Source organism: Paraburkholderia sp. J11-2, from assembly GCF_905220185.1.
Classification (GTDB): domain Bacteria; phylum Pseudomonadota; class Gammaproteobacteria; order Burkholderiales; family Burkholderiaceae; genus Paraburkholderia.
Map to the genome: position 1 here is coordinate 362,528 of NZ_CAJMYY010000002.1, position 19,535 is coordinate 382,062.

Annotated in this window: 18 protein-coding genes and 2 tRNA genes; 12 read left to right on the forward strand and 8 right to left on the reverse strand. The window is 63.8% G+C overall.

Annotation, left to right across the window (positions count from 1 at the left end):
• Positions 1 to 96 precede the first annotated feature (96 nt).
• Positions 97 to 951 carry an urea carboxylase-associated family protein gene (locus U5A57_RS03835; RefSeq protein ID WP_321908320.1) on the reverse strand — a complete coding sequence of 285 codons (855 nt, stop codon included), beginning with the start codon at positions 949 to 951 and terminating at the stop codon, positions 97 to 99.
• A 177-nt stretch (positions 952 to 1,128) separates the two neighbouring features.
• On the opposite strand from U5A57_RS03835, the gene U5A57_RS03840 reads away from it, so the two are divergent.
• The 3 genes from U5A57_RS03840 to U5A57_RS03850 all read left to right on the forward strand — a co-directional run bounded on the left by U5A57_RS03840 (position 1,129) and on the right by U5A57_RS03850 (position 3,566).
• The gene (locus U5A57_RS03840) at positions 1,129 to 2,028 is read left to right on the forward strand and encodes a LysR family transcriptional regulator (RefSeq protein ID WP_321908322.1); all 900 of its coding nucleotides are present in this window, start codon (positions 1,129 to 1,131) and stop codon (positions 2,026 to 2,028) included.
• Positions 2,029 to 2,221: 193 nt separating this feature from the next.
• Positions 2,222 to 2,533 carry an antibiotic biosynthesis monooxygenase gene (locus U5A57_RS03845; RefSeq protein ID WP_321908324.1) on the forward strand — a complete coding sequence of 104 codons (312 nt, stop codon included), beginning with the start codon at positions 2,222 to 2,224 and terminating at the stop codon, positions 2,531 to 2,533.
• 19 nt (positions 2,534 to 2,552) lie between these two features.
• A complete protein-coding gene (locus U5A57_RS03850) occupies positions 2,553 to 3,566 on the forward strand; it encodes a zinc-binding alcohol dehydrogenase family protein (RefSeq protein WP_321908326.1) in 1,014 nt (337 codons plus the stop codon).
• A 98-nt stretch (positions 3,567 to 3,664) separates the two neighbouring features.
• Here the strand turns inward: U5A57_RS03850 and U5A57_RS03855 are convergent, their stop codons facing one another.
• The 3 genes from U5A57_RS03855 to U5A57_RS03865 form a co-directional block, all read right to left on the reverse strand.
• On the reverse strand, positions 3,665 to 4,201 hold the full coding sequence (locus U5A57_RS03855; protein ID WP_321908328.1) for a cysteine hydrolase family protein: 537 nt from the start codon (positions 4,199 to 4,201) through the stop codon (positions 3,665 to 3,667).
• 216 nt (positions 4,202 to 4,417) lie between these two features.
• Complete coding sequence (locus tag U5A57_RS03860; protein ID WP_321908330.1) at positions 4,418 to 4,642, reverse strand: hypothetical protein; 225 nt, start codon at positions 4,640 to 4,642, stop codon at positions 4,418 to 4,420.
• A gap of 242 nt (positions 4,643 to 4,884) precedes the next feature.
• A complete protein-coding gene (locus tag U5A57_RS03865) occupies positions 4,885 to 5,379 on the reverse strand; it encodes a MarR family transcriptional regulator (protein ID WP_321908332.1) in 495 nt (164 codons plus the stop codon).
• A gap of 199 nt (positions 5,380 to 5,578) precedes the next feature.
• On the opposite strand from U5A57_RS03865, the gene U5A57_RS03870 reads away from it, so the two are divergent.
• Complete coding sequence (locus U5A57_RS03870) at positions 5,579 to 7,600, forward strand: NADPH-dependent 2,4-dienoyl-CoA reductase (protein ID WP_321908334.1); 2,022 nt, start codon at positions 5,579 to 5,581, stop codon at positions 7,598 to 7,600.
• A gap of 59 nt (positions 7,601 to 7,659) precedes the next feature.
• Positions 7,660 to 8,157 (forward strand): DUF523 domain-containing protein, encoded by a 498-nt coding sequence (locus tag U5A57_RS03875; RefSeq protein ID WP_321908336.1) that lies wholly within the window; start codon positions 7,660 to 7,662, stop codon positions 8,155 to 8,157.
• An 8-nt stretch (positions 8,158 to 8,165) separates the two neighbouring features.
• Here U5A57_RS03875 and U5A57_RS03880 read toward each other — a convergent pair whose 3' ends face one another.
• Positions 8,166 to 9,044, reverse strand: coding sequence for a LysR family transcriptional regulator (locus U5A57_RS03880; protein ID WP_321908338.1), 879 nt, complete (start codon positions 9,042 to 9,044; stop codon positions 8,166 to 8,168).
• Between the two features lie 121 nt (positions 9,045 to 9,165).
• Here U5A57_RS03880 and bla point away from each other — a divergent pair, with 121 nt between their 5' ends.
• Positions 9,166 to 10,041: a class A beta-lactamase gene (gene bla / locus U5A57_RS03885; RefSeq protein ID WP_415764289.1), complete on the forward strand. Its 876-nt coding sequence runs from the start codon at positions 9,166 to 9,168 to the stop codon at positions 10,039 to 10,041.
• A gap of 150 nt (positions 10,042 to 10,191) precedes the next feature.
• Entirely contained in the window at positions 10,192 to 11,931 is a 1,740-nt protein-coding gene (locus U5A57_RS03890; RefSeq protein WP_321908342.1) for a methyl-accepting chemotaxis protein, read from the forward strand.
• Positions 11,932 to 12,014: 83 nt separating this feature from the next.
• On the opposite strand, the gene U5A57_RS03895 is transcribed toward U5A57_RS03890, so the two are convergent.
• Positions 12,015 to 13,436 carry an aldehyde dehydrogenase family protein gene (locus U5A57_RS03895; protein WP_321908344.1) on the reverse strand — a complete coding sequence of 474 codons (1,422 nt, stop codon included), beginning with the start codon at positions 13,434 to 13,436 and terminating at the stop codon, positions 12,015 to 12,017.
• Positions 13,437 to 13,537: 101 nt separating this feature from the next.
• Here U5A57_RS03895 and U5A57_RS03900 point away from each other — a divergent pair, with 101 nt between their 5' ends.
• Entirely contained in the window at positions 13,538 to 14,479 is a 942-nt protein-coding gene (locus U5A57_RS03900; RefSeq protein WP_321908346.1) for a LysR family transcriptional regulator, read from the forward strand.
• Between the two features lie 52 nt (positions 14,480 to 14,531).
• A complete protein-coding gene (locus U5A57_RS03905; protein ID WP_321908348.1) occupies positions 14,532 to 15,044 on the forward strand; it encodes a TonB-dependent receptor plug domain-containing protein in 513 nt (170 codons plus the stop codon).
• An 83-nt stretch (positions 15,045 to 15,127) separates the two neighbouring features.
• Here the strand turns inward: U5A57_RS03905 and U5A57_RS03910 are convergent, their stop codons facing one another.
• Positions 15,128 to 16,186: an MBL fold metallo-hydrolase gene (locus U5A57_RS03910; RefSeq protein ID WP_321908349.1), complete on the reverse strand. Its 1,059-nt coding sequence runs from the start codon at positions 16,184 to 16,186 to the stop codon at positions 15,128 to 15,130.
• Between the two features lie 281 nt (positions 16,187 to 16,467).
• Here U5A57_RS03910 and U5A57_RS03915 point away from each other — a divergent pair, with 281 nt between their 5' ends.
• The 3 genes from U5A57_RS03915 (at position 16,468) to U5A57_RS03925 (ending at position 18,736) form a co-directional block, all read left to right on the forward strand.
• A complete protein-coding gene (locus U5A57_RS03915) occupies positions 16,468 to 18,165 on the forward strand; it encodes a TonB-dependent siderophore receptor (protein ID WP_321908351.1) in 1,698 nt (565 codons plus the stop codon).
• A 132-nt stretch (positions 18,166 to 18,297) separates the two neighbouring features.
• Positions 18,298 to 18,382, forward strand: a tRNA-Leu gene (locus U5A57_RS03920).
• Between the two features lie 278 nt (positions 18,383 to 18,660).
• Positions 18,661 to 18,736 (forward strand) — tRNA-Ala (locus tag U5A57_RS03925).
• 124 nt (positions 18,737 to 18,860) lie between these two features.
• On the opposite strand, the gene U5A57_RS03930 is transcribed toward U5A57_RS03925, so the two are convergent.
• Positions 18,861 to 19,361: an Lrp/AsnC family transcriptional regulator gene (locus tag U5A57_RS03930; protein WP_321908353.1), complete on the reverse strand. Its 501-nt coding sequence runs from the start codon at positions 19,359 to 19,361 to the stop codon at positions 18,861 to 18,863.
• Positions 19,362 to 19,535: the final 174 nt, after the last annotated feature.

Consider the following 19,535-nt stretch of genomic DNA (forward strand, 5'->3'; position numbering starts at 1 on the left):
TGCGAACACTTGGGTGGGCGCATGGCCCGACGGCTTTTGCGCGATGATTTTTTGTCTGGCGCGAGGAGCTGCACCGGCTGCGCGCGCTCGGGCGACTCAGCAACCGCACTTCCAGTCGGGCTGCTGCAAAGCCATGCCGTGCAGGCCGCGATATTCGGCAACAGGCGGCGAAGACCAGCCTTCCAGTAGCGCGGGCGCGAGCCGATAGATCTCGATGCCGAGCGGCCGGCAGACTTCCAGCGGGTCGCGCGCGTCCGGTCCCCACATCGGCAGCGAAAGGTCGCCGCCGGGGCAGGTCGAAAGCGCGCACAACAGGTCGATTTCGGCGAAAAACTCGAGGTAGTCGCCCTTCTTCGCCGGGCAGGCCTTCATGAAGTATTTGTCCTCCAGATTCAGGCCCGTGCACTGGAACACGTTGAGCACATCGTGCACGTCGTATTCGGTGAGCCCGTAGGGCGCGATGGCGCGCGTGAGATTCGAGTGGCAATGGAAATGGAAGTCTTCGCCAGTCAGCATGCGGTTCACGTAGGGGTCGCAGCGCGTGCCGAGCAGGTCGTGAACGCGCCCGCCGTGCTCGTCCACACCGTAGCCGGCGAGGCTGTCGTCCGTGATGGTGACGAGCGGGCGCAGGAAGGGCAGCGTGGACCACAGGCGGTCGAAGGTGCTCACGTGCGCCTGCTGGAGTTGGCGCGTGCGCGAAGCCCACATGCGTTCGCGCGGATCGTGCCGGTTCCATAGATTGAGGTCGGCCACTTGCGGGCCTTCGATCGTCACGATGCGAAACACGTGCCCGGCGGGGACGCTCCAGGCCTGACCCGAGCGTATCGGCACGACAATGGATTCGATCAGCTCGCGCTGACCTTGCTCTTCAGCGATACGGCGGTAAAAGGGCTTGTTCACGTCGAGCGCGGAGCCCGTGGTCGACTGGTAGGCGGCGGGATAGTTCAGCATTGCCTCGTACTCCTGTATGAACGACCTGCGTTTCCAACTGGGAAGTATAGAACCGCTGCCCATTTCGCTGATCCGCGCACGAGGCCCGCGCGCGGCGGCTTCCTGTACAGTTCGCATACTCCATGACTGCCGCGCCGGCTTGCGGGGCGAGCGCAGCCCAACGAGACGCGACGGAACATGATCAGACTGGAAGACCTCGTCATTTTTATCAGTGCGGCGGACAACGGCAGCCTCTCGGCCGCCGCGCGTCAGCTCGATCTCACGCCCGCCGTGGCGAGCGCGGGCCTCAAGCGCCTCGAAACCGAACTCGGCACGCGCCTGCTCGCACGCTCCACGCGCAGTCTGCGCCTCACGCCGGACGGCGAGCGCTACCTGGACTACGCGCGCGGTGTCATGGAGCAGGTGGAGGCCGGCCAGAACGCCGTAGCGCGTGGGCGCAAGATGATCGGCGGCAGCGTTTCGCTGTCGATTCCTTCCGATCTCGGGCGCAACGTGCTCGCGCCCTGGCTCGACGACTTCCAGACGCAGCATCCGGCGGTGTCGTTCCAGGTGCACATTGGCGACAGCGTGACCGACATGTTCCGCTCCCCGGTGGCCGTGGCGGTTCGCTATGGCGTGCCCGAAGACTCCTCTCTCGTCGCGCTGCCGCTCGCGCCCGAAAACCGGCGCGTGCTGTGCGCCGCGCCCGGCTATTTCGCGCGTCACGGCAAACCTGCCTCGCCCGCCGATCTCTCGCGCCACAACTGCCTGCGCTTCGCGCTGAGCGACACACTGCACGACCGCTGGACCTTCTATCGCGGCGACGATGCCAGCGTCGTAACCGTGCAAGGCAACCGCAGCAGCGACGACGGCGAACTCGTGCGCCGCTGGGCCGTGGCGGGGCATGGCCTCGCATACAAGTCGCGTCTGGACGTGCTTGCCGATATCAAGGCGGGCCGCCTCGAAACCGCGCTCGACGCGTATCAAGGCGAAGGCGCGCCGCTGCATCTCGTGTGCGCCCACCGCACGATGCTCTCACCAACCGTCAACGCATTGCGCGACGTGCTGCGCGATCGTATTGCCGCGTTTCTTGCCTGACGTGTCATTGCGCAGTCAGCCCGCTACGGACCTGACACCTGGCCCGCTGGCTCCGGCCTTTCCGCCGCTCCCGCCGCTCGATCCCGCGCGCGATTTTCAAAGCAGCTTTGAAGCTGAATTCGCCGTTTGCCGCTATGCGCGCGGCTCGCGCTGGCCGATTATTCGTACCAACACGAACGGCACGGAGGCCTCGATGATCGTCGCGATAGGCCGCTTTTACCTGAGAGCCGACAAGATTTCGCATTTCGAGGCGGCCTGGCTGCGCGTCTGCCCGCTGCTCACGAGCAAGCCGGGTTATCGCGGTCATCGCCTGGGTCCGCAGTGCGAAGACGAAGGCTGCTATGTGCTGGAAGTGGAATGGGACAGCCTCGACGCGCAGAGCGCGTTCATGATGCACGGCGATTTCCGGACCTTCCTGCACGCGCTATGGCCGTACTTCTCGGCGGACCCGGACCTGTATCACTTCGAACCGCTCGCCCAACCGAGCCGGTTTCCTGCAATTTGACTGTCTGGAGGTATTCACGATGAAAGCGATTGGTTACTACCGCAATCTCCCCATCAGCGACCCCGAATCGTTGATCGATCTCGAACTGCCCGATCCGCAGCCGGGCCCGCGCGATCTGCTCGTCGAAGTGCACGCGGTGTCGGTCAACCCGGTCGATGTGAAGGTGCGCGCGAATATGGCGCCCGAAAACGGCGAGGCGAAAGTGATCGGCTGGGACGCGAGCGGCATTGTGCGTGCCGTGGGCCGCGACGTGACACTTTTCAAGCCGGGCGATCGCGTGTGGTACGCGGGCTCGCTGCTGCGCCCCGGCACCAACAGCGAACTGCACGTGGTGGACGAGCGCATTGTGGGCAGCATGCCGCAAAGCCTGAATTTCGCCGAGGCGGCCGCGTTGCCGCTCACCTCCATCACGGCGTGGGAACTGCTGTTCGATCGGCTCAAGGTGCCCGAGGGCACGGCGCAGTCCGGCGAATCGCTGCTCGTGATCGGTGCGGCGGGCGGCGTGGGCTCGGTGCTCCTGCAGCTGGCGCGCAAGCTCACGGGCCTCACGGTGATCGGCACGGCTTCGCGGCCCGAAACGTCGAAGTGGGTGAGCGAGCTGGGCGCGCATCACGTCATCGACCATACGAAGCCGCTTTCGCAGGAGCTCAAGCGCATCGGCATGGAAGGCGTGGACTATATCGCGAGCCTGAACCAGACCGATCATCACTTCGACGAGATCGTCGCCTCGATCAATCCGCAGGGGCATCTTGCGCTGATCGACGACCCCGAGCTGGTCGACTTCCGCAAGCTCAAGAGGAAGAGCGTGGCGCTGCACTGGGAGTTCATGTTCACGCGCTCGATGTTCGGCACGAAAGACCAGATTCGCCAGCACCAACTGCTGAACCGTATGGCCTCGCTTATCGACGAAGGCGTGCTGCGCACGACGCTCAACGAGAGCTTTGGGACCATCAATGCGGCGAACCTGCGCCGGGCGCACGAGCTCGTGGAGACGAACCGCTCGCGCGGCAAGCTCGTGCTCGAGGGGTTCTAAACCACGGACTGCTGACGGAAGCTGCCACGACCAGGCATTCGATCGCACGCGCACCATGGGCTGCGGATGCGATCGAACACCTGCGCGCGCGCCGTAGCTCACTCAAACGCACAATCCGCCGTGCTAACGAGCTTGACGAACGGACCGCTCAACGTGCGGTTATGGTGCTCGATAATCGACGCGGCGCTGAGCACGGGCGTATCCATGGTCGTGTGGGCGTCTGCGACGAGCAGCGCCTTGAAGCCCAGGTCGCCCGCGGCGCGGCAGGTCGAATCCACGCAATACTCCGTCTGCATTCCCGCGATGACGAGCTCGCCCACGTTGGCGTGCGCGAGCCGCTGCGCGAGATCGGTGCCGGTGAAGCAATTGGGGCGGCGCTTCTCGAACACGCTGTCGATATCCGGGTCGATGGCGAGCGCCGGCAGCAAGCGCGTGAGCGGGCTGCCCGGCTCGATGGGCGAACCCGGCGGCCCGACGTGGCGTGCGGCGAAGACCGGCGCGCGGGCCTTGCGGGCTTTCGTGATCAACTGCTCGATATTGGCGAGTACGCGCTGCCCCTCGAACGGTGCATTGGGGCCGTTGAACAGGCCTTCTTGCATATCGATGACGAGAAGGGCGCGAGCGAGGCTGGGCATGGTGGCTCTCCGGTGGTTGTGCCCGCAACGCACGGAGAAACGACAAGGCCCCGTCCATTGCTGGCGGGGCCTTGTGATCGATACGATATCTAATGTGCGCGCACCGAACTCACGACCCGCCGGAAGCGGTCGTGGTAGTCGTCGTGGTGAGCAGGTGCGCGTTCATGAGGACGATCATGCAGGAGGCGGCATGAGGCGTCAATCGTGTTGCGCGCGTCAGCGCGAACTCTCGGGGCGCTGCCAATGTGCGTTGGCTTGCTTGTCCGTAATGCGGACCTTGGCCAGCAGCGGCTTGTAGCCCCGCAGGACGATCTCGCTGATCGCGAGATGCTCCGAGCGGAAGATGTTGTCGGCGAACTTGCTGCCGTCCGCGAATTCCAGGGCGTAGCCATCGATTGGCCCCCATTGGCCCCTCGGCAACGGTTCGATATACACGTCCATGATGAGTCTCCATTGAATAACAAGCGAATAAGAAGCGTCGTTCGTTTCAGTCTATCGCAGTGAAAGACGACTTCCCTGCCGCTTTGTTGCGCTGCAATTGCCTTGCCGTTCAATGGGTTACGTGATGTCTTTCACGATAAGAGAAGGTGTCCTTCCATGTGCAATTGCCGGCCCGCATCCGGAACTGCGTCATTTGCACACACCGGGCGCGCATTGCACGATATGAAAGCGAGAGGGGGCATTCACTCCGGCTCGCGCTGCGCCTGTGCGCCCAGATCGATCTCGTCCATGCCTTTGTTCAGCTGATTCAGGAAATGCACGAGCGAAACCTTGTCGTCGAAGCGAAAGCTCGCGAGCGCCTGGCGATAGAACTCGTAGATCTTCGGCTGCAGGCTCTCCCAGAACACTTTGCCTTGTTCGGTGAGCACGACTTTTTTCGCGCGCCGGTCCACGGTGTCGGCCACGCGCAGCACGTGCTCGTCGCGCTCCAGACGCTTGAGCACACCGTCGAGACTCTGGCGGCTCACCACGAGATAGTCGGCCAGCTCGGAAAACGACATGCCCTGCGCCACCTGTGGGCGCGACAGCGCGCCCAGCACCGACCACTGCACGGTCGTGATGCCGAGCGCCTTGGTCGTTTGCCGGTCTAGCGTGTTGCCCGCCTGGAACAGCCGAAAGAACAAACGGTTGTGAATGGACGAGACGGACTGGTCGTACGAAGGGTCGTTCTGGGTCATGGGCGCCTTTCGGTACCCGCGCGGGTGCGCAGGCAATGAGACAAATACCTGATACGAAAATAGTGAAGGGAAGTGGGCGTGCCGTCCATTTGGGCAATCCCCCTCCTCATGCCCTCGATATATATCATGATGTTGACGTAATTTAAGCGCTCGCCTAGAGTGTGAGAACGACGCACGAGAATATCAAGAGACAACCCCCATGGCGAACTACGACCGGCTTTTGACCCCGCTTCGCGTTGGCGCGACGCTGCTCCCCAACCGCATGGTGATGGGCGCGATGCACACGCGGCTCGAAACGCTCGACCGCCCGCACGAGCGTCTCGCCGCGTTCTATGCGGCGCGCGCAGCCGGGGAGGTCGGCCTGATCCTGAGCGGCGGGTTCGCGCCGAACCCCGAGGGCGTGATGGAGGCGGGCGGCCCGCTCTTCAACCGCGCGGAGCAGCTCGATGAGCATCGCGTCGTGACTCGCGCGGTTCATGAGGCCGGGGGAAAGATTGTGCTGCAGATCCTGCACGCGGGCCGCTATGCGAAAGTGCCCGAATGCGTGGGGCCCACGGCCGCCAAGGCACGAATCAACCCGTACGCACCGCGCGCGCTCAGTACGCAGGAGGTGCGCGCCACGATCGCCGATTTCGCCCGCACGGCTGCGCTGGCGGTTCAGGCCGGCTACGACGGCGTGGAGATCATGGGCTCGGAAGGCTATCTGATCAACGAGTTCACGGCGGCCGTCACCAACGGGCGCGACGACGAATTCGGCGGCAGCTTCGCAGGCCGCATCCGCTTCGCGCTCGATATCGTGCGTGCCGTGCGCGCGGAAATGGGCCGCGAGCCCATGCTGATCTACCGCATCTCTTCCATCGACCTCGTGGAAGGCGGCATGGGCGGCGCCGAAATCGCGGCATTCGCGCAGGAGATCGAAGCGGCCGGTGCGGATCTCATCAACACGGGCGTGGGCTGGCACGAATCGGCAGTGCCGACCATTGCGGCGTGCGTACCGCGCGCGGCCTGGCGCGACGCGATTCGCAACGTCAAAGAGGCGGTATCGATTCCGGTGATGGCGTCGAACCGCATCAACATGCCCGAGGTTGCTGAAGAACTGATTGCCTCCGGCGTGGCCGATCTCGTTTCGATGGCGCGCCCGCTGCTTGCCGATCCGGACTTTGCGAAGAAAACGCGGCTTGGCATGGCCGACGAAATCAACACCTGCATCGGCTGCAATCAGGCGTGCCTCGACCGCATCTTCACGGATCGTACGGCGACATGCCTCGTCAATCCGCGGGCCGGGCGCGAGATCGAATTCGCGGCGGGCAAGGCCACGCAGCCCAAACGCATTGCGGTGGTGGGCGGCGGACCCGCCGGCATGGCGTTCGCGACCAACGCGGCTGAACGCGGCCACCGGGTGACGTTGTTCGAGGCCCATGCGCGGCTGGGCGGTCAGTTGAATCTGGCGAAGGTCGTGCCCGGCAAAGCCGAGTTTCACGAGATGCTGCGCTATTTCGACGTGCGTTTGAAGCGCCTCGGCGTGACTGTACGGCTCGGTGAGCCTGCAACGGCCGATGGGCTCGCGAGCGAGGCCTTCGACGAGATCGTCATCGCCACGGGCGTTGCGCCGCGCGTGCCCGATATCGTTGGCGTCGATCATCCGAAGGCGGTCTCGTATATCGACGTGCTCACGGGCAAGGTCGAAGTGGGCGCGCGCGTGGCGATCATCGGCGCGGGCGGCATAGGATTCGACGTGGCCGAGTATCTGTTGGGCGACGCGCAGGAATCGCTGGACCGTGGCGCATTTTTCCGTGCATGGGGCGTCGATCTCGCCAATACGCGCGGAGGCGGCGTCACGCGCGTCGACGCGCATGGCGCGCCGCGCCGCAGCGTGCATATGTTCCAGCGTAAGGCGGAGCCGCTTGGCAAGGGGCTCGGCAAATCGACGGGATGGATCTTGAAGGCACGCCTGCGCAAGGCGAACGTGATGATGACGTCAGGCGTGACGTACGACGCAATCGACGATGAAGGCCTGCGCTACAGCGTCGACGGCAAGCCGCAGGTGCTGGCCGTCGATCATGTCGTGCTATGTGCGGGCCAGCATTCGAATCGCACGCTCTACGATGAACTCGTCGCGCGCGGCGCAACACCGAAGGTGATAGGCGGCGCCGATGTTGCCGCCGAACTCGACGCGCTGCGCGCCATCGAACAGGCGACGCGCCTCGCGATGGCAATGTGATGTTTCACGATTTCGGCGCGTAGAATGCGAAGGATTCGTGCAATCCGAACGTATCCCGCATGCTCCACCGAATACTCGTTAGCGCTTGTCTGCTCGGCAACCCGGTCCGTTACAACGGCTCGGCAAAAACCGTTGCGCATGCACTGATCGAACAGTGGCAGCGCGAGGGGCGCCTCGTTCCCGTTTGCCCTGAAGTGGCAGGCGGGTTCGGCGTGCCAAGGCCGCCTGCGGAGATCGCGCATGGCGCTTTGGGAACTGCGGTGCTGGCTGGACACGCGCACGTAATCGACGTGCGCGGCGCGGACGTTACCGCGCTGTTCGTAGATGGCGCGCATGTGGCGCTAGAACTCGCGCTCGCGCGCGACTGCCGCTTCGCATTGCTCGTGGACGGCAGTCCCTCCTGCGGCAGCCGCGTTATCTACGACGGCAGCTTCACGGGCCGCAAACAAGCGGGCGCGGGTGTGACAACCGCATTGCTGCGCCAGCACGGCATCGAGGTTTTCGCGGAAACGGAAATCGATGCGCTTCACACGCGGCTCCTGCAAGCCGGCGCGTAACACACCATTCACGCGTTCTCGCCGCTACCCGCTTCCTTCGCGATCCATTGATTGAACGCGCGCATGGCAGGCGTCGCCGTTTTCCCCTTCTGCGACGTGAGCCAGTAGCTGCCCGCGTGCACCTCGATATCGAAGGGCCGCACGAGCCGGCCCGCCGCGAGATCGCGCTCGAACATCGAAACAGGCGCGAGCGCGATGCCCGCGCCCTGCATGGCCGCTTCCACCATGAGCCGCGACGAATCGAACACGGGTCCGCGCACCGGGCGCGGCGCGAGTCCGGCGGCTTCGAACCAGAGCGTCCAGTCGTCGGCGCGATACGAGCGCAGCAGTTTTTCGTTGGCGAGATCGGCGGGCCGCTGCAGGCGTTGCGCGATATCGGGTGTGCAGAGCGCGGCGAGCGGCGCGTCGAACAGCTTCACGGCACGCGAACCCGGCCACGTGCCGTCGCCGAACCGAATGGCGAAGTCGAGCCCTTCGCCCGCGAGATCGACGAGATTGTTGTTCGTCATGATGCGCAACTCGACGAACGGATGCGCGTCGTGAAACGACTTCAGGCGCGGCATCAACCATCCCACCGCGAACGTCCCCACGGCGCCCACGGTCAGCACCTCGTGAAAGTGGCCGCCCTCGAACTGTCGCAACACGGCTTCGATGCGATCGAACGCATCCGTGAGCACGGGGCGCAGCGCGAGACCTTCGTCGGTGATCGCAAGACCGCGCGGCAGGCGCTTGAAGAGCGTCGCGCCCAGCCGCTCCTCGAGCATGCGGACTTGCTGGCTCACGGCCGCCTGGGTGACGTTCAGCTCGCTCGCCGCGCGCGTGAAGCTCAGGTGCCGCGCCGACGATTCGAAGGCGCGCAAGGCATTGAGGGGCAGATTCGGTCGCATGATCGAGCCATAAGTTTTTCTGGGGCGTGGCGCAATTTATCATCGTTTGTCACCTCACGGAGAACACGCGATAGTGGCGGCTCTTTAGGGAGAAGCCATGATCACACGACGTAGATTCACGATGACGGTAGTAGGCGGAGCGATAGCTGGTGTTGCATCTCAGGCGTTCGGCGCGACAGGTGCGAGCGCGGCGAAGCCCGCCCAAACGGGCGCGCTGGAAAAGCAGCTCGCCGCCATCGAGGCGCAGGTGGGCGGGCGGCTCGGCGTCGCGATGCTCGACACGGCGAGTGGCCGCGTGCGCGGCTGGCGGCTGCACGAGCGCTTTCCGATGTGCAGCACGTTCAAGGTTTTGCTCGCGTCGGCCGTGTTGACGCGCAAGGATCAAGGCAAGGAAGATCTCGCGCGCAAGGTCGCGTATTCGCATGCGCAAGTCGTGTCGTATTCGCCGGTGAGCGGCCCGCGCGCGGGCGGCGAGGGCATGACGGTCGCCGAGCTGTGCGAAGCGGCGCTCACGCGCAGCGACAACACGGCGGCGAACCTGTTGCTGGAGAGCATTGGCGGGCCGCCCGCGATTACGGCCTTCGCGCGCAGCCTTGGCGACCCGGTCACGCGCCTCGACCGCAATGAGACCACGCTCAACGAAGCAATACCCGGCGACCCGCGCGATACGACCACGCCCGCCGCCATGGTCGCGAACCTGCGCGAATTGCTGCTGGGCGAGCGTCTTTCCGCGGCTTCGCGCGAGCAACTCGTTGCGTGGCTCGTCGCCAACAAGACGGGCGACGCGCGTTTGCGCGCGGGCTTGCCGAAGGACTGGCGCGTGGGCGACAAGACCGGCACGGGCGAGCGCGGCACGGCGAACGATGTGGCGATTGTCTGGCCCGCCGGGCGCGCGCCCATCCTTGTCACGACCTATCTCACCGGCGCGACGCGTGCGAGTTCGGCACAGCGCGATGCGGCGATCGCACAGGTCGGAGTTTGCGTGGCGCATGGCTGATTCAATTGATACGGTATCCTAATCGTATGAAAAGAGATCGATCGTTCGCTTGCCTCGTGCTTTCCTTACGCGCTGTTATATTTGCAACAGTGACTTAATTTTTTGGCGTCGTGGTCGTCAATACACATGACCTCTCACTACGGCGTCCCCATGTCATTCCTTACCAGAATCAAAATCGGCCCGCGTCTCGGCGCGGGCTTTGCCATTGTGTTGCTCCTGCTCGGCGCAGTGGGCGGGACCGGGCTCCTTCAAGCGTCGCGCATATTCGACGGCACGCAGCAAATCGGCATGAACTGGCTGCCTAGCATCGAGACGCTAGGCAATCTGCGTAATCAGGCGCAGGACGTGCGCCGCACGTCGCTGCGCATGCTGATCTCCGGCGACGCTAGCGAGAAGGCCGCGCTGCACGATCAGCACGCCCAGATGGTCAGCCAGTTCGGCTCGACGTTCGACGGCTATTCGAAGCTGGTCTCCTCGGCCGAAGAGCGCCGCGTGGCCGATTCGATCGGCACCGCGTGGTCGCAGTATCTCGACGACGACAAGAAGATCGATGCCCTCGCCATGTCCGCAGACGGCGGAGCGGCCGACGCGCGCGCCGCAGTTTCGACCACATCGGCGAAATCGTTCCAGGCGCTGATGGACCTCATCAACCAGGACGTGACCCTCAATCACAATGGCTCGACCGCCGAAGTCGCCATGGCGAAGGACGCGTACCACAGTGCGTTCGCCTGGACCATCGTGCTGATCGTGATCGCCATTGGCTTTGGCGCCACGATTGCGCTCTTCATCACACGTTCGATCACGGGCCCGATTGCTCGGGCCGTGGAAGTGGCAGAGACGGTGGCGCGTGGCGACCTGACCGCGCGCATCCAGGTGGACGGCAGCGACGAGGCCGCTCAGTTGCTCGGCGCGCTGCGTCACATGAACGAGCGCCTGGTCGATCTGGTGGGCCGTGTGCGCACCGGCAGCGAGGGCATCGCGACGGCTTCCGCCCAGATTGCGGCGGGCAACACCGACCTGAGCCAGCGCACCGAAGAACAGGCCGCTTCGCTCGAAGAAACGGCGGCGAGCATGGAAGAGCTCACGGCAACGGTCAAGCAGAACGCCGACAACGCAACGCAGGGCAACACGCTGGCGGGTCAGGCCTCGCAAACGGCCACGCGCGGCGGCGAAGTGGTAGGCCGCGTGGTCGATACGATGCGCGATATCGCGAACAGTTCCGAACAGGTCGCGCAGATCATCTCGGTGATCGAAGGCATTGCGTTCCAGACCAACATCCTGGCGCTCAACGCGGCCGTGGAAGCGGCGCGAGCCGGTGAACAGGGCCGCGGCTTCGCGGTCGTGGCGGGCGAGGTGCGCACGCTCGCGCAGCGCAGCGCGACGGCGGCGCGCGAAATCAAGGAACTCATTAGCGTGTCGGTCGAGCGCGTGAACAACGGCACGGCGCTCGTGGACGACGCGGGCCGCACGATGGGCGAGATCGTGCAATCGGTCAAGCGTGTAGCCGACCTCATGAACGAGATTTCGGCCGCATCGGGCGAGCAGCGCACTGGCATCGAGCAGGTCAACCAGGCCGTCACGCAGATGGACGAAGTCACGCAGCAGAATGCGGCGCTCGTCGAGGAAGCGTCGGCGGCGGCGCAGTCGATGTCCTCGCAGGCCACGGCGTTGCGCGAGATGGTTTCCGTGTTCAATATCGGCTCGGCGGGGCGCGCTGCAACGGCGAGCCTCGCGCCGGCGGCGAATGTCGTTGCGAGTGCCGCGGTCAAGCGACCCGCACCTTCGAGGCCCGCGCCCGCGCGTGCCCCCGCTGCGCCCGCTCCGAAGGCGGACCGCCGCGAGCCGGCAACGGCCGCGGCCACGTCCGACGACGACTGGCAGACCTTCTGATGTAGCGCGCTAAAGCGCAGTTCAAAACGCCCCGGTTAGCAGCACAACCGGGGCGTTTGCATTTTTGCGCGGCTAGTGGCGCATCAAAGCACGCCGAGCGTGGACTTCGGTTCGAGAAACGCTTCGATCCCGAAAGTGCCGTACTCGCGCCCGATTCCCGACTGCTTGAAGCCGCCGAACGGCGCGGCCGGTTCATGCGCGAGCGTGTTGACGAGCACGCGGCCGGCTTCGATCTGCGCGGCCACGCCGCGCGCACGCTCGATATCGGGCGAGAGCACGTAGGCTTGCAGGCCATACGGCGTATCGTTGGCGATTTCGATGGCCTGATCGGTGTCGCGATACGCGATGATCGAAAGCACCGGCCCGAAAATCTCCTCGCGCGCAATCGTCATGTCGTTCGTCACGCCGCTGAACACCGTGGGACGCACGAACCAGCCCGACTCCACGCCATCGGGCCGCTGCGGGCCGCCCGCAATAAGGCGTGCGCCTTCGTCGATGCCGATTCGGATATACCGCTGCACGCGCTCCCATTGCTTCTGGCTCACCATCGGGCCGACGCTCGTGCGCGTGTCGCGCGGATCGCCCGATTGAATCTGCGCCACGGCCTTCGCAACGCTGGCTTCGAACTCGACGAGCCGCGACTGCGGCACCAGAATGCGCGTGCCCGCTATGCACGCCTGTCCGCTGTTCATGAAGCCGGCCTGCAGCGCGAGCGGCACGGCTTCGTCGAAATTCGCGTCGTCCAGCACGATGACGGGCGACTTGCCGCCCAGTTCGAGCGTCACGCGCTTGAGCGTTTCAGCCGCCGTGCGCAAGATCGTCTTGCCGACCGCAGTCGAGCCCGTGAACGAAATCTTGGCGACGTCGGGATGCTCCGCGATGCGCGCGCCCACGGTGTCGCCGCGGCCCGTGACGATGTTGAAAAGGCCCGCAGGCAGGCCCGCCGAATGCAGCGCCTCGGTCACGATGCGCGTCTGGATCGCGCTCATCTCGCTCGGCTTGATGACGGCCGTGCAGCCCGCGGCGAGCGCGGCGGCGAGCTTGCCGCAGATGAAGCCCGCGTCGCTGTTCCAGGGCGTAATCAACCCGGCTACGCCCAGCGGCTGCATGGTGACCTCGGCCGTGCCCGCGCGCCGCGTGAACGCATAGTTTTCCAGCGTCTTCGCGGCGTCGCTGAGCACATTGGAGGCGTGCTGGGCCATCCACCGGCCGCGCGAGACCGGCGCGCCGTACTCTTGCACGATCGCTTCGAAGAGCGCGTCTTCGCGCGCGACGACGGCCTCGTGCAGCGCCATGAGCATCTCGATGCGCTCCGCCTTCGTGGTGCGCGAAAACGCCGGGAACGCGCGTTTCGCGGCGGCGACGGCCGCGTCCGCATCCGCGGCGTCGGCCAGACGCACGCGGCCAATCACGGCCTCGGTTGCGGGGTTGAAGAGGTCGAAATACGCCTCGCCGTGTGGCGTGACGAACGCGCCGTCGATATAGATCTTGTCGATGATCTGCATGGCTGCTCCAGAAAACGTGAGTCGATGGGAGCAAGATAGACGCTCGGCATTGCGTTGACTAGCCGTACAATGGCGCATGACCTGTTGAGCGATTTGGGATAATGAAAACATCGGGCCTGGTGGAACTCGAAGCCGTGCTGGCCGTGGCGCGCCATCGCAGCTTTCGTGCGGCGGCGGACGAACTGAGCGTGTCGACCTCGGCGCTCAGTCACGCGGTGGCGGCGCTCGAAGCGCGCATTGGCGTGCGCCTCTTCAATCGCACCACGCGCAGCGTGGCGTTGACCGAAGCGGGCACGCAGTTCGTGGGCAGCGTCGCGCCCGCGTTGTCCACGATCCGCGAGGCGCTCGACCAGGCGGGCAGCTTTCGCGATACGCCCTCGGGCACGTTGCGCATCAATGCTTCGGTTGGCGCGGCGAAGCAGGTCATGCCCGTTCTCATCGCCTACCTGCAGCGCTATCCGGAGATGAAGCTCGATCTCGTCACGGAAGGGCGTCTCATCGACATCGTGGTCGAAGGCTACGACGCCGGCATACGTCTGGCCGAAATCGTGCCGCAGGACATGATCGCCGTGCCGTTCGGCGACCGTCAGCGATTCGCTGTGGTTGGCAGTCCGGACTATTTTGCGAAACATAAGGCGCCACGCACGCCCGCCGATCTGAAGTCGCACCGCTGCATACGCAGCCGCATGCCCAGCGGGCAAATCTACCAATGGGAGTTCGAGCGGCGCGCTCAGGCCGTGCGCGTGGACGTGGAGGGCGCGCTGACGCTCGACGAACCGGGTCTCATGCTCGCCGCCGCGCGCGACGGACTCGGCCTCGCGTATCTGACCGAATGGAACGTAAGCGCTGACCTGGCGGCGGGCACGCTCGTGCGCGTGCTCGAAGACTGGACGCCGCCGCTTGACGGCCTCTGCCTCTACTACCCCGGCCGGCGGCACGCGCCAGCGGGACTGCGGGCGCTGATCGAAACGATCCGCGAACACGCCGACGCCATGCGCGCCCCCGCAAAAAAGAGCCGGCGCGGGCCTGTTGCCGGGCGCTAAGCGCGCTTACGCCGTCCACAGCGCTGGTTGAACGCAAAGAAGAAGGGAAAGCATGGCTTCGGGGAAGCGCGCAACGCGCACGCGCACGCACACGCAACAATGGCGCAGGATCTGCGCACACGCGCTCATCAACACCAGGCTGGCGGCGGGCATGGCCGGCATTGCGCACGCGGCGCACGCAGCCGACGCCAACACCGACACGACGAAATCAAGCGCAGCGGCGGACGGCGCCACCCAGCTCGCGCCCGTCAAGATCACGAGCGGCAAGACCCAGGGCTACGCGCCGCAAACCGTCGAGACGGGACAATACCGCGGCATGGACGCGCTCGATGTGCCGGCCACGGTGAACGTCGTCACGCGCTCGGTCATGGACGCCCAGGGCGACACCGGCCTCTACGACGCGCTGCGCAACGTCGCAGGCGTAACGCGCCAGCAGCTCAACGGACTCGCGTACGACAATCTCTCGGTGCGCGGCATCCCGCTCGACAACCGCTCGAGCTTCTATCTCGACGGCCTGCTGCCCATCGACAACAACATCTCAAATTCTTCGGCTCTTGCCTGTTAAAAAAGAAATCCCCGCAATGCGGGGATTTCTTTTGCTGGCTGGCCCTTCACCGGTTTAGTGGCGCCTGGCCTGAACAAGGACGCTCATCTACCCTCAGCACCGACAGGGAAGCGCTGCAAATCCTCCGACAACGTGACCTGTCCCTTGAACACTTTTTGTGTTTGTTGTTTGATCCTGGCTAGCGATGCACGTTCAGCCGCCGCATCATTGGGTGTCAGGATACTGGCGACAATACTGATATGTGTATAAACCAGATGCCTGGCGCCTGCCTTTGCCGCAATGGTGCCGGCAGCCTCCGGGCTAAGATGCTGGGTATCAAAATGCTCGGTCATTTCTTTTTTGGCCTTGTCAGACATCTGTTTGTTGGCCTGTAATTCTGCGACCATGGCATCCCGGTCAATCACTTCACTGACCAGTAAATCGGTCCCTTTGGCAAGCGTTGCAATTGCATCTGCCGGGCCGGTATCTCCGGTATAGGTGACCGACTTGCCGTTGCTGTCAAAGCGCAGAGCCAGGCTTTGCGTCCCATCCGGCAGGTGGTGCCCCAGCGGCATATCAAAATGGGAATTGCGTACTGCCCGCACACGGACCCCATCGACCTGCATGTCTGCACCGTCCTCCACAATCACGACCTTGATCATTTGATCCAGCGGCATACCATGCATGGGTTCAAATTTGGCAATGTTCGCTGAGGGCCCCAGCGCTTTTACAATGCCGTCCACCAGTTCCTGAGTGCCCGGCGGACCGTAGATGGTCATCGGCGTCATGCCGCCCAGCATCCAGCGCAAGCCGATCAACCCCTGCACGCCACCAATATGATCCATATGCAGGTGACTGAGCCAGACCGTAGATAAATCCCTGGCCTGATAGCCCACGGCCGCCAGACGTTCCATGGCGCCATCACCACAATCAATCAACCATGGCTTGCCGTTGACCATCAACAGGTTGGCGGGCTCGGAACGTTCCTTGAAAATGACGGGCCCGCCATTTGTGCCCAGGGTAATCCATTCCATGGCGCTATCTGCCGTGGCCGGCGTAGCTGCCGCATGCGACAGGGATACCGCCAGCCCCAGTGACAATGCGATGACTGTCGGAAGGATGCCGCGAAAGTGGCGCGTTGCCGCAGAATTGTTTTTTTTCATGCTGTTCTCTTTGCGATGAATGTGTGCCACCGCTGACTGGCTAGCCAGCAATTGAAAAAATGACACATCACCGCCGGAAAATAGGCGTAATTCCTTCGACTAACCTGGATCAGGCGCAAACAACCTCTACCCACGCGTGCTTTTCTTGCAGAACAAGCATTTTTCGCAATAACCGGGGCCAGGAAGCCGGCCTGACTGGCCTTGTCTGATTCCAGCCAGGACAAGCCCTGCTTGTCCGCAAAAATACGGTTTGCCCTATCGACGCCAGGCTTGCCATCTGGATGCCGATGCAGAACAAGGAGCGCGTGGAAGTGCTCAAGGGGGCGTCTGCGCTGTACTACGGCTTTGGCGCGCCGGCGGGCATCGTCAACATGGTGCTCAAGCGCGCGGGCAGCGAGCCTGTCACGAGCATGTCGGTGCTCGGCGACTCGAACGGATCGATCGGCGCCGCCGCCGACATCGCGCGCCGCTTCGGCCCGAGCGACCAGTTCGGCATACGCGTGAACGCAATGGATGAGCACGTCGAAACACCCATTGACGGCGACCGCGGCTACCGCAAGTTCGTGAGCGCGGCGCTCGACTGGCGCGTGAACGACAAGCTCAAGCTGCAATACGATCTCGAGCACATCGAAACGAGCATTGTCGAGCAGGCGGGCATTGCGCCGCTTACCGCCGTGAACGGCAAGATGACGCTGCCGGCCATGCCCGACCCCTCGAAGCTGCTCGTGCCGAACGACCGGCCGACCAAGGCGAGCGCGACGTCGCAACTCGTGCGCGCCGACTATGCGTTCAACGACCACTGGAGCGCGATGCTCTCGCTCGGCCAGTCGATTACGCGGCGCGACCGCTGGGCCTGGGTGTTCCAGAAGTACGACGTCGCGACCGGCGCGGGCACGCTGCAAGGCAGCCAGCAGTTCGGGCAGATGTACGAGAACAAGAACGTGCGCCTCGAAGTGAACGGGGACTTCAAAACCGGGCCGTTCACGCATACGGTCACCACAGGTGTCGTGCAGAACTGGCTGTTTCAGCCGGACTTCACGACGTACACGTACACGGCGGCGCAGAACCTCTACGATCCCATCGACATCACGACGCTCAAGCAAAGCGGCAGCGCGCGCCAGTTCTACGCGCAGCACGTGCGCAACAGCGGCATCTATGTGTTCGACCAGATCGACATCACGCCGCGTTTGCAGGTCGTGGCCGGCGTGCGCCGCTCCGGGTACATGACTTCGCAAGCCGGTACGCCAAGCTCCGACATCAACCACACCTCGCCTTCGGGGAGCATTACCTACCGCATCACGCCGCAGACAAGCGTCTACGCGAGCTATGTCGAAGCGCTTGAATCGGCGGGCAGCGCGCCGGCCACGGCGGTCAACGCAAACCAGATCCTGCCCGCGGCAGTGAGCCGGCAGCAGGAAGTGGGCGTGCGCACGCGCCTCGCCGGCAACACGCTCGTATCGCTTGCGCTTTTCAACCTCAAGCAGGCCAGCGCGGAAACGAATGCCGACAACGTCTATGTGATGGACGGCAACGCGCGTTATCGCGGCGTGGAGTTTTCGGTGCAGGGCGATGTGACGAAGGACGTCTCGGTCACCGCATCGGCCGTTTATCTCGACGCGAAGCAGATCGATTCCTCCGACCCGACGCTCGTCGGCAAGACGCCCGAGAATACGCCGCACGTCACGGCGAGTCTGTTCGCTGAATATCGTGTGCCGGTGCTGGCGGGTCTTTCGGTGAACGGCGGCATCTACTATGTGGGGCCGCGCCAGGTGAACAACGCGAATCAGGCGCAGATTGGCGGCTATACGCTGTTGACCGCGGGCGTGCGCTACGCGACGCGCGTGTACGGCAAACGCGTTTCGGTGCAGGCGAATCTGGAGAATGCGGCCAACCGGCGCTACTGGAGTGCAGCGGGGTCGAATCAGTTGGGCGTGGGACTTGGACGCACACTCGAACTGACTTCAACGCTGGAGTTTTAAGCGTGGGAGCAGCGCTTTAAAAAAACTTCGCGCAGGGTCTTCAAAAATGCGCGACGAGTCGATACAATGGCGACCCTTCGAGCCCAAGAGGCAAGAGGAAACGGGATCGAAAGTCCCGGGTTGTATTGGAATGCCGACGTGGTGAAATTGGTAGACACGCTATCTTGAGGGGGTAGTGGCGAAAGCTGTGCGAGTTCGAGTCTCGCCGTCGGCACCAGAATTTGCATTCGCGTGCATGCGCTGCGAATCAGGCGAGAGAGCCGGCTAATAAGCCGGCTTTTTGCTTTCGTGCGGAATTGATAAGGAATCCAACGCAACGGGCTTGTCGGCGGACAAAGGGTGGCGATCGAGATTCCATCGCGCCTCGCACGGTATTCATCGGAGTGCTTGCGAGGTTGCACGGGCGGCGTATATAATCGCCGCTCTTCGGGCAGGTCCATTAGCTGACCGTGTTCGATTCTGCGTCATCCCACTGGCGCAGAAGCCGTTCTGAATGGGGGTATAGCTCAGCTGGGAGAGCGCTTGCATGGCATGCAAGAGGTCAGCGGTTCGATCCCGCTTACCTCCACCAACAGAACGCGTGGCCTTCGGTCACATTGCAGCAGGCAGGTTGCTGCATCATCCTGATTTACCTCCCCCACGTTGCGCCGAGACTCACGCATCCTTTGCACTGGAACGCATTCGTGCGTCTGCCGTCATAGCGGCAATGCATGCGTCGAAAGAATCTCCTTGAGCACCATGAAGCTGCGGACCTGCCGCACGCCCGGCAAGTACAGCAACTGCTCCGCGTGCAACTGGTTGAAGCTTTCGTTATCGCGCGTGCGCACCAGCATGAAGTAATCGAATTCGCCGGTCACGACGTGGCATTCCACACAGCCTGAAACCTTCTGCGCCGCTTTCTCGAATGCGGCGAACGCTTCGGGCGTCGAGCGGTCGAGCACGAAGCCGATCACGACCAGCATGCCCGCGCCGAGCGCCTTGGGATCGAGCAATGCGACGATCCCGCGTATCAGTCCCAACTCCTTGAGCCGTTCCACACGCCGCAGGCACGCGGGCGCACTGAGCTTCACCTTGGCTGCGAGGCTGACGTTCGAAATGGATGCGTCCTGCTGCAAATGCCTGAGGATCGCGCGATCGATGCGATCGAGGGCGGGCGGGCTATCGGGCGTTGCGGGAGATTGCCGGGTTAATTTCATTGCGTCCTTCGATGGTTTTACAAACTAAAAATGCCCAGGAACCGGGGAGATCGCTTTAAACGTAGGTCAACGATATTTTTTTAGCAAGCTCATTTCGTGGCAAGACGCCTAACATTTCTCCATCGGATGGCCCACGCGATGGCCTGTTCCGACCGTTGACCCCGTTTCGCATGA

What these genes read in the sequence shown, in the direction of transcription:
- U5A57_RS03865 (WP_321908332.1), bottom strand. Translation starts at nt 5,379, where the DNA reads ATGACCCAGAACGACCCTTCGTACGACCAGTCCGTCTCGTCCATTCAC.
- U5A57_RS03915 (WP_321908351.1), top strand. Translation starts at nt 16,468, where the DNA reads ATGCCGATGCAGAACAAGGAGCGCGTGGAAGTGCTCAAGGGGGCGTCT.
- U5A57_RS03850 (WP_321908326.1), top strand. Translation starts at nt 2,553, where the DNA reads ATGAAAGCGATTGGTTACTACCGCAATCTCCCCATCAGCGACCCCGAA.
- U5A57_RS03855 (WP_321908328.1), bottom strand. Translation starts at nt 4,201, where the DNA reads ATGCCCAGCCTCGCTCGCGCCCTTCTCGTCATCGATATGCAAGAAGGC.
- U5A57_RS03910 (WP_321908349.1), bottom strand. Translation starts at nt 16,186, where the DNA reads ATGAAAAAAAACAATTCTGCGGCAACGCGCCACTTTCGCGGCATCCTT.
- U5A57_RS03890 (WP_321908342.1), top strand. Translation starts at nt 10,192, where the DNA reads ATGTCATTCCTTACCAGAATCAAAATCGGCCCGCGTCTCGGCGCGGGC.
- U5A57_RS03875 (WP_321908336.1), top strand. Translation starts at nt 7,660, where the DNA reads ATGCTCCACCGAATACTCGTTAGCGCTTGTCTGCTCGGCAACCCGGTC.
- U5A57_RS03930 (WP_321908353.1), bottom strand. Translation starts at nt 19,361, where the DNA reads ATGAAATTAACCCGGCAATCTCCCGCAACGCCCGATAGCCCGCCCGCC.
- U5A57_RS03860 (WP_321908330.1), bottom strand. Translation starts at nt 4,642, where the DNA reads ATGGACGTGTATATCGAACCGTTGCCGAGGGGCCAATGGGGGCCAATC.
- bla (WP_415764289.1), top strand. Translation starts at nt 9,166, where the DNA reads ATGACGGTAGTAGGCGGAGCGATAGCTGGTGTTGCATCTCAGGCGTTC.
- U5A57_RS03895 (WP_321908344.1), bottom strand. Translation starts at nt 13,436, where the DNA reads ATGCAGATCATCGACAAGATCTATATCGACGGCGCGTTCGTCACGCCA.
- U5A57_RS03845 (WP_321908324.1), top strand. Translation starts at nt 2,222, where the DNA reads ATGATCGTCGCGATAGGCCGCTTTTACCTGAGAGCCGACAAGATTTCG.
- U5A57_RS03880 (WP_321908338.1), bottom strand. Translation starts at nt 9,044, where the DNA reads ATGCGACCGAATCTGCCCCTCAATGCCTTGCGCGCCTTCGAATCGTCG.
- U5A57_RS03870 (WP_321908334.1), top strand. Translation starts at nt 5,579, where the DNA reads ATGGCGAACTACGACCGGCTTTTGACCCCGCTTCGCGTTGGCGCGACG.
- U5A57_RS03835 (WP_321908320.1), bottom strand. Translation starts at nt 951, where the DNA reads ATGCTGAACTATCCCGCCGCCTACCAGTCGACCACGGGCTCCGCGCTC.
- U5A57_RS03905 (WP_321908348.1), top strand. Translation starts at nt 14,532, where the DNA reads ATGGCTTCGGGGAAGCGCGCAACGCGCACGCGCACGCACACGCAACAA.
- U5A57_RS03840 (WP_321908322.1), top strand. Translation starts at nt 1,129, where the DNA reads ATGATCAGACTGGAAGACCTCGTCATTTTTATCAGTGCGGCGGACAAC.
- U5A57_RS03900 (WP_321908346.1), top strand. Translation starts at nt 13,538, where the DNA reads ATGAAAACATCGGGCCTGGTGGAACTCGAAGCCGTGCTGGCCGTGGCG.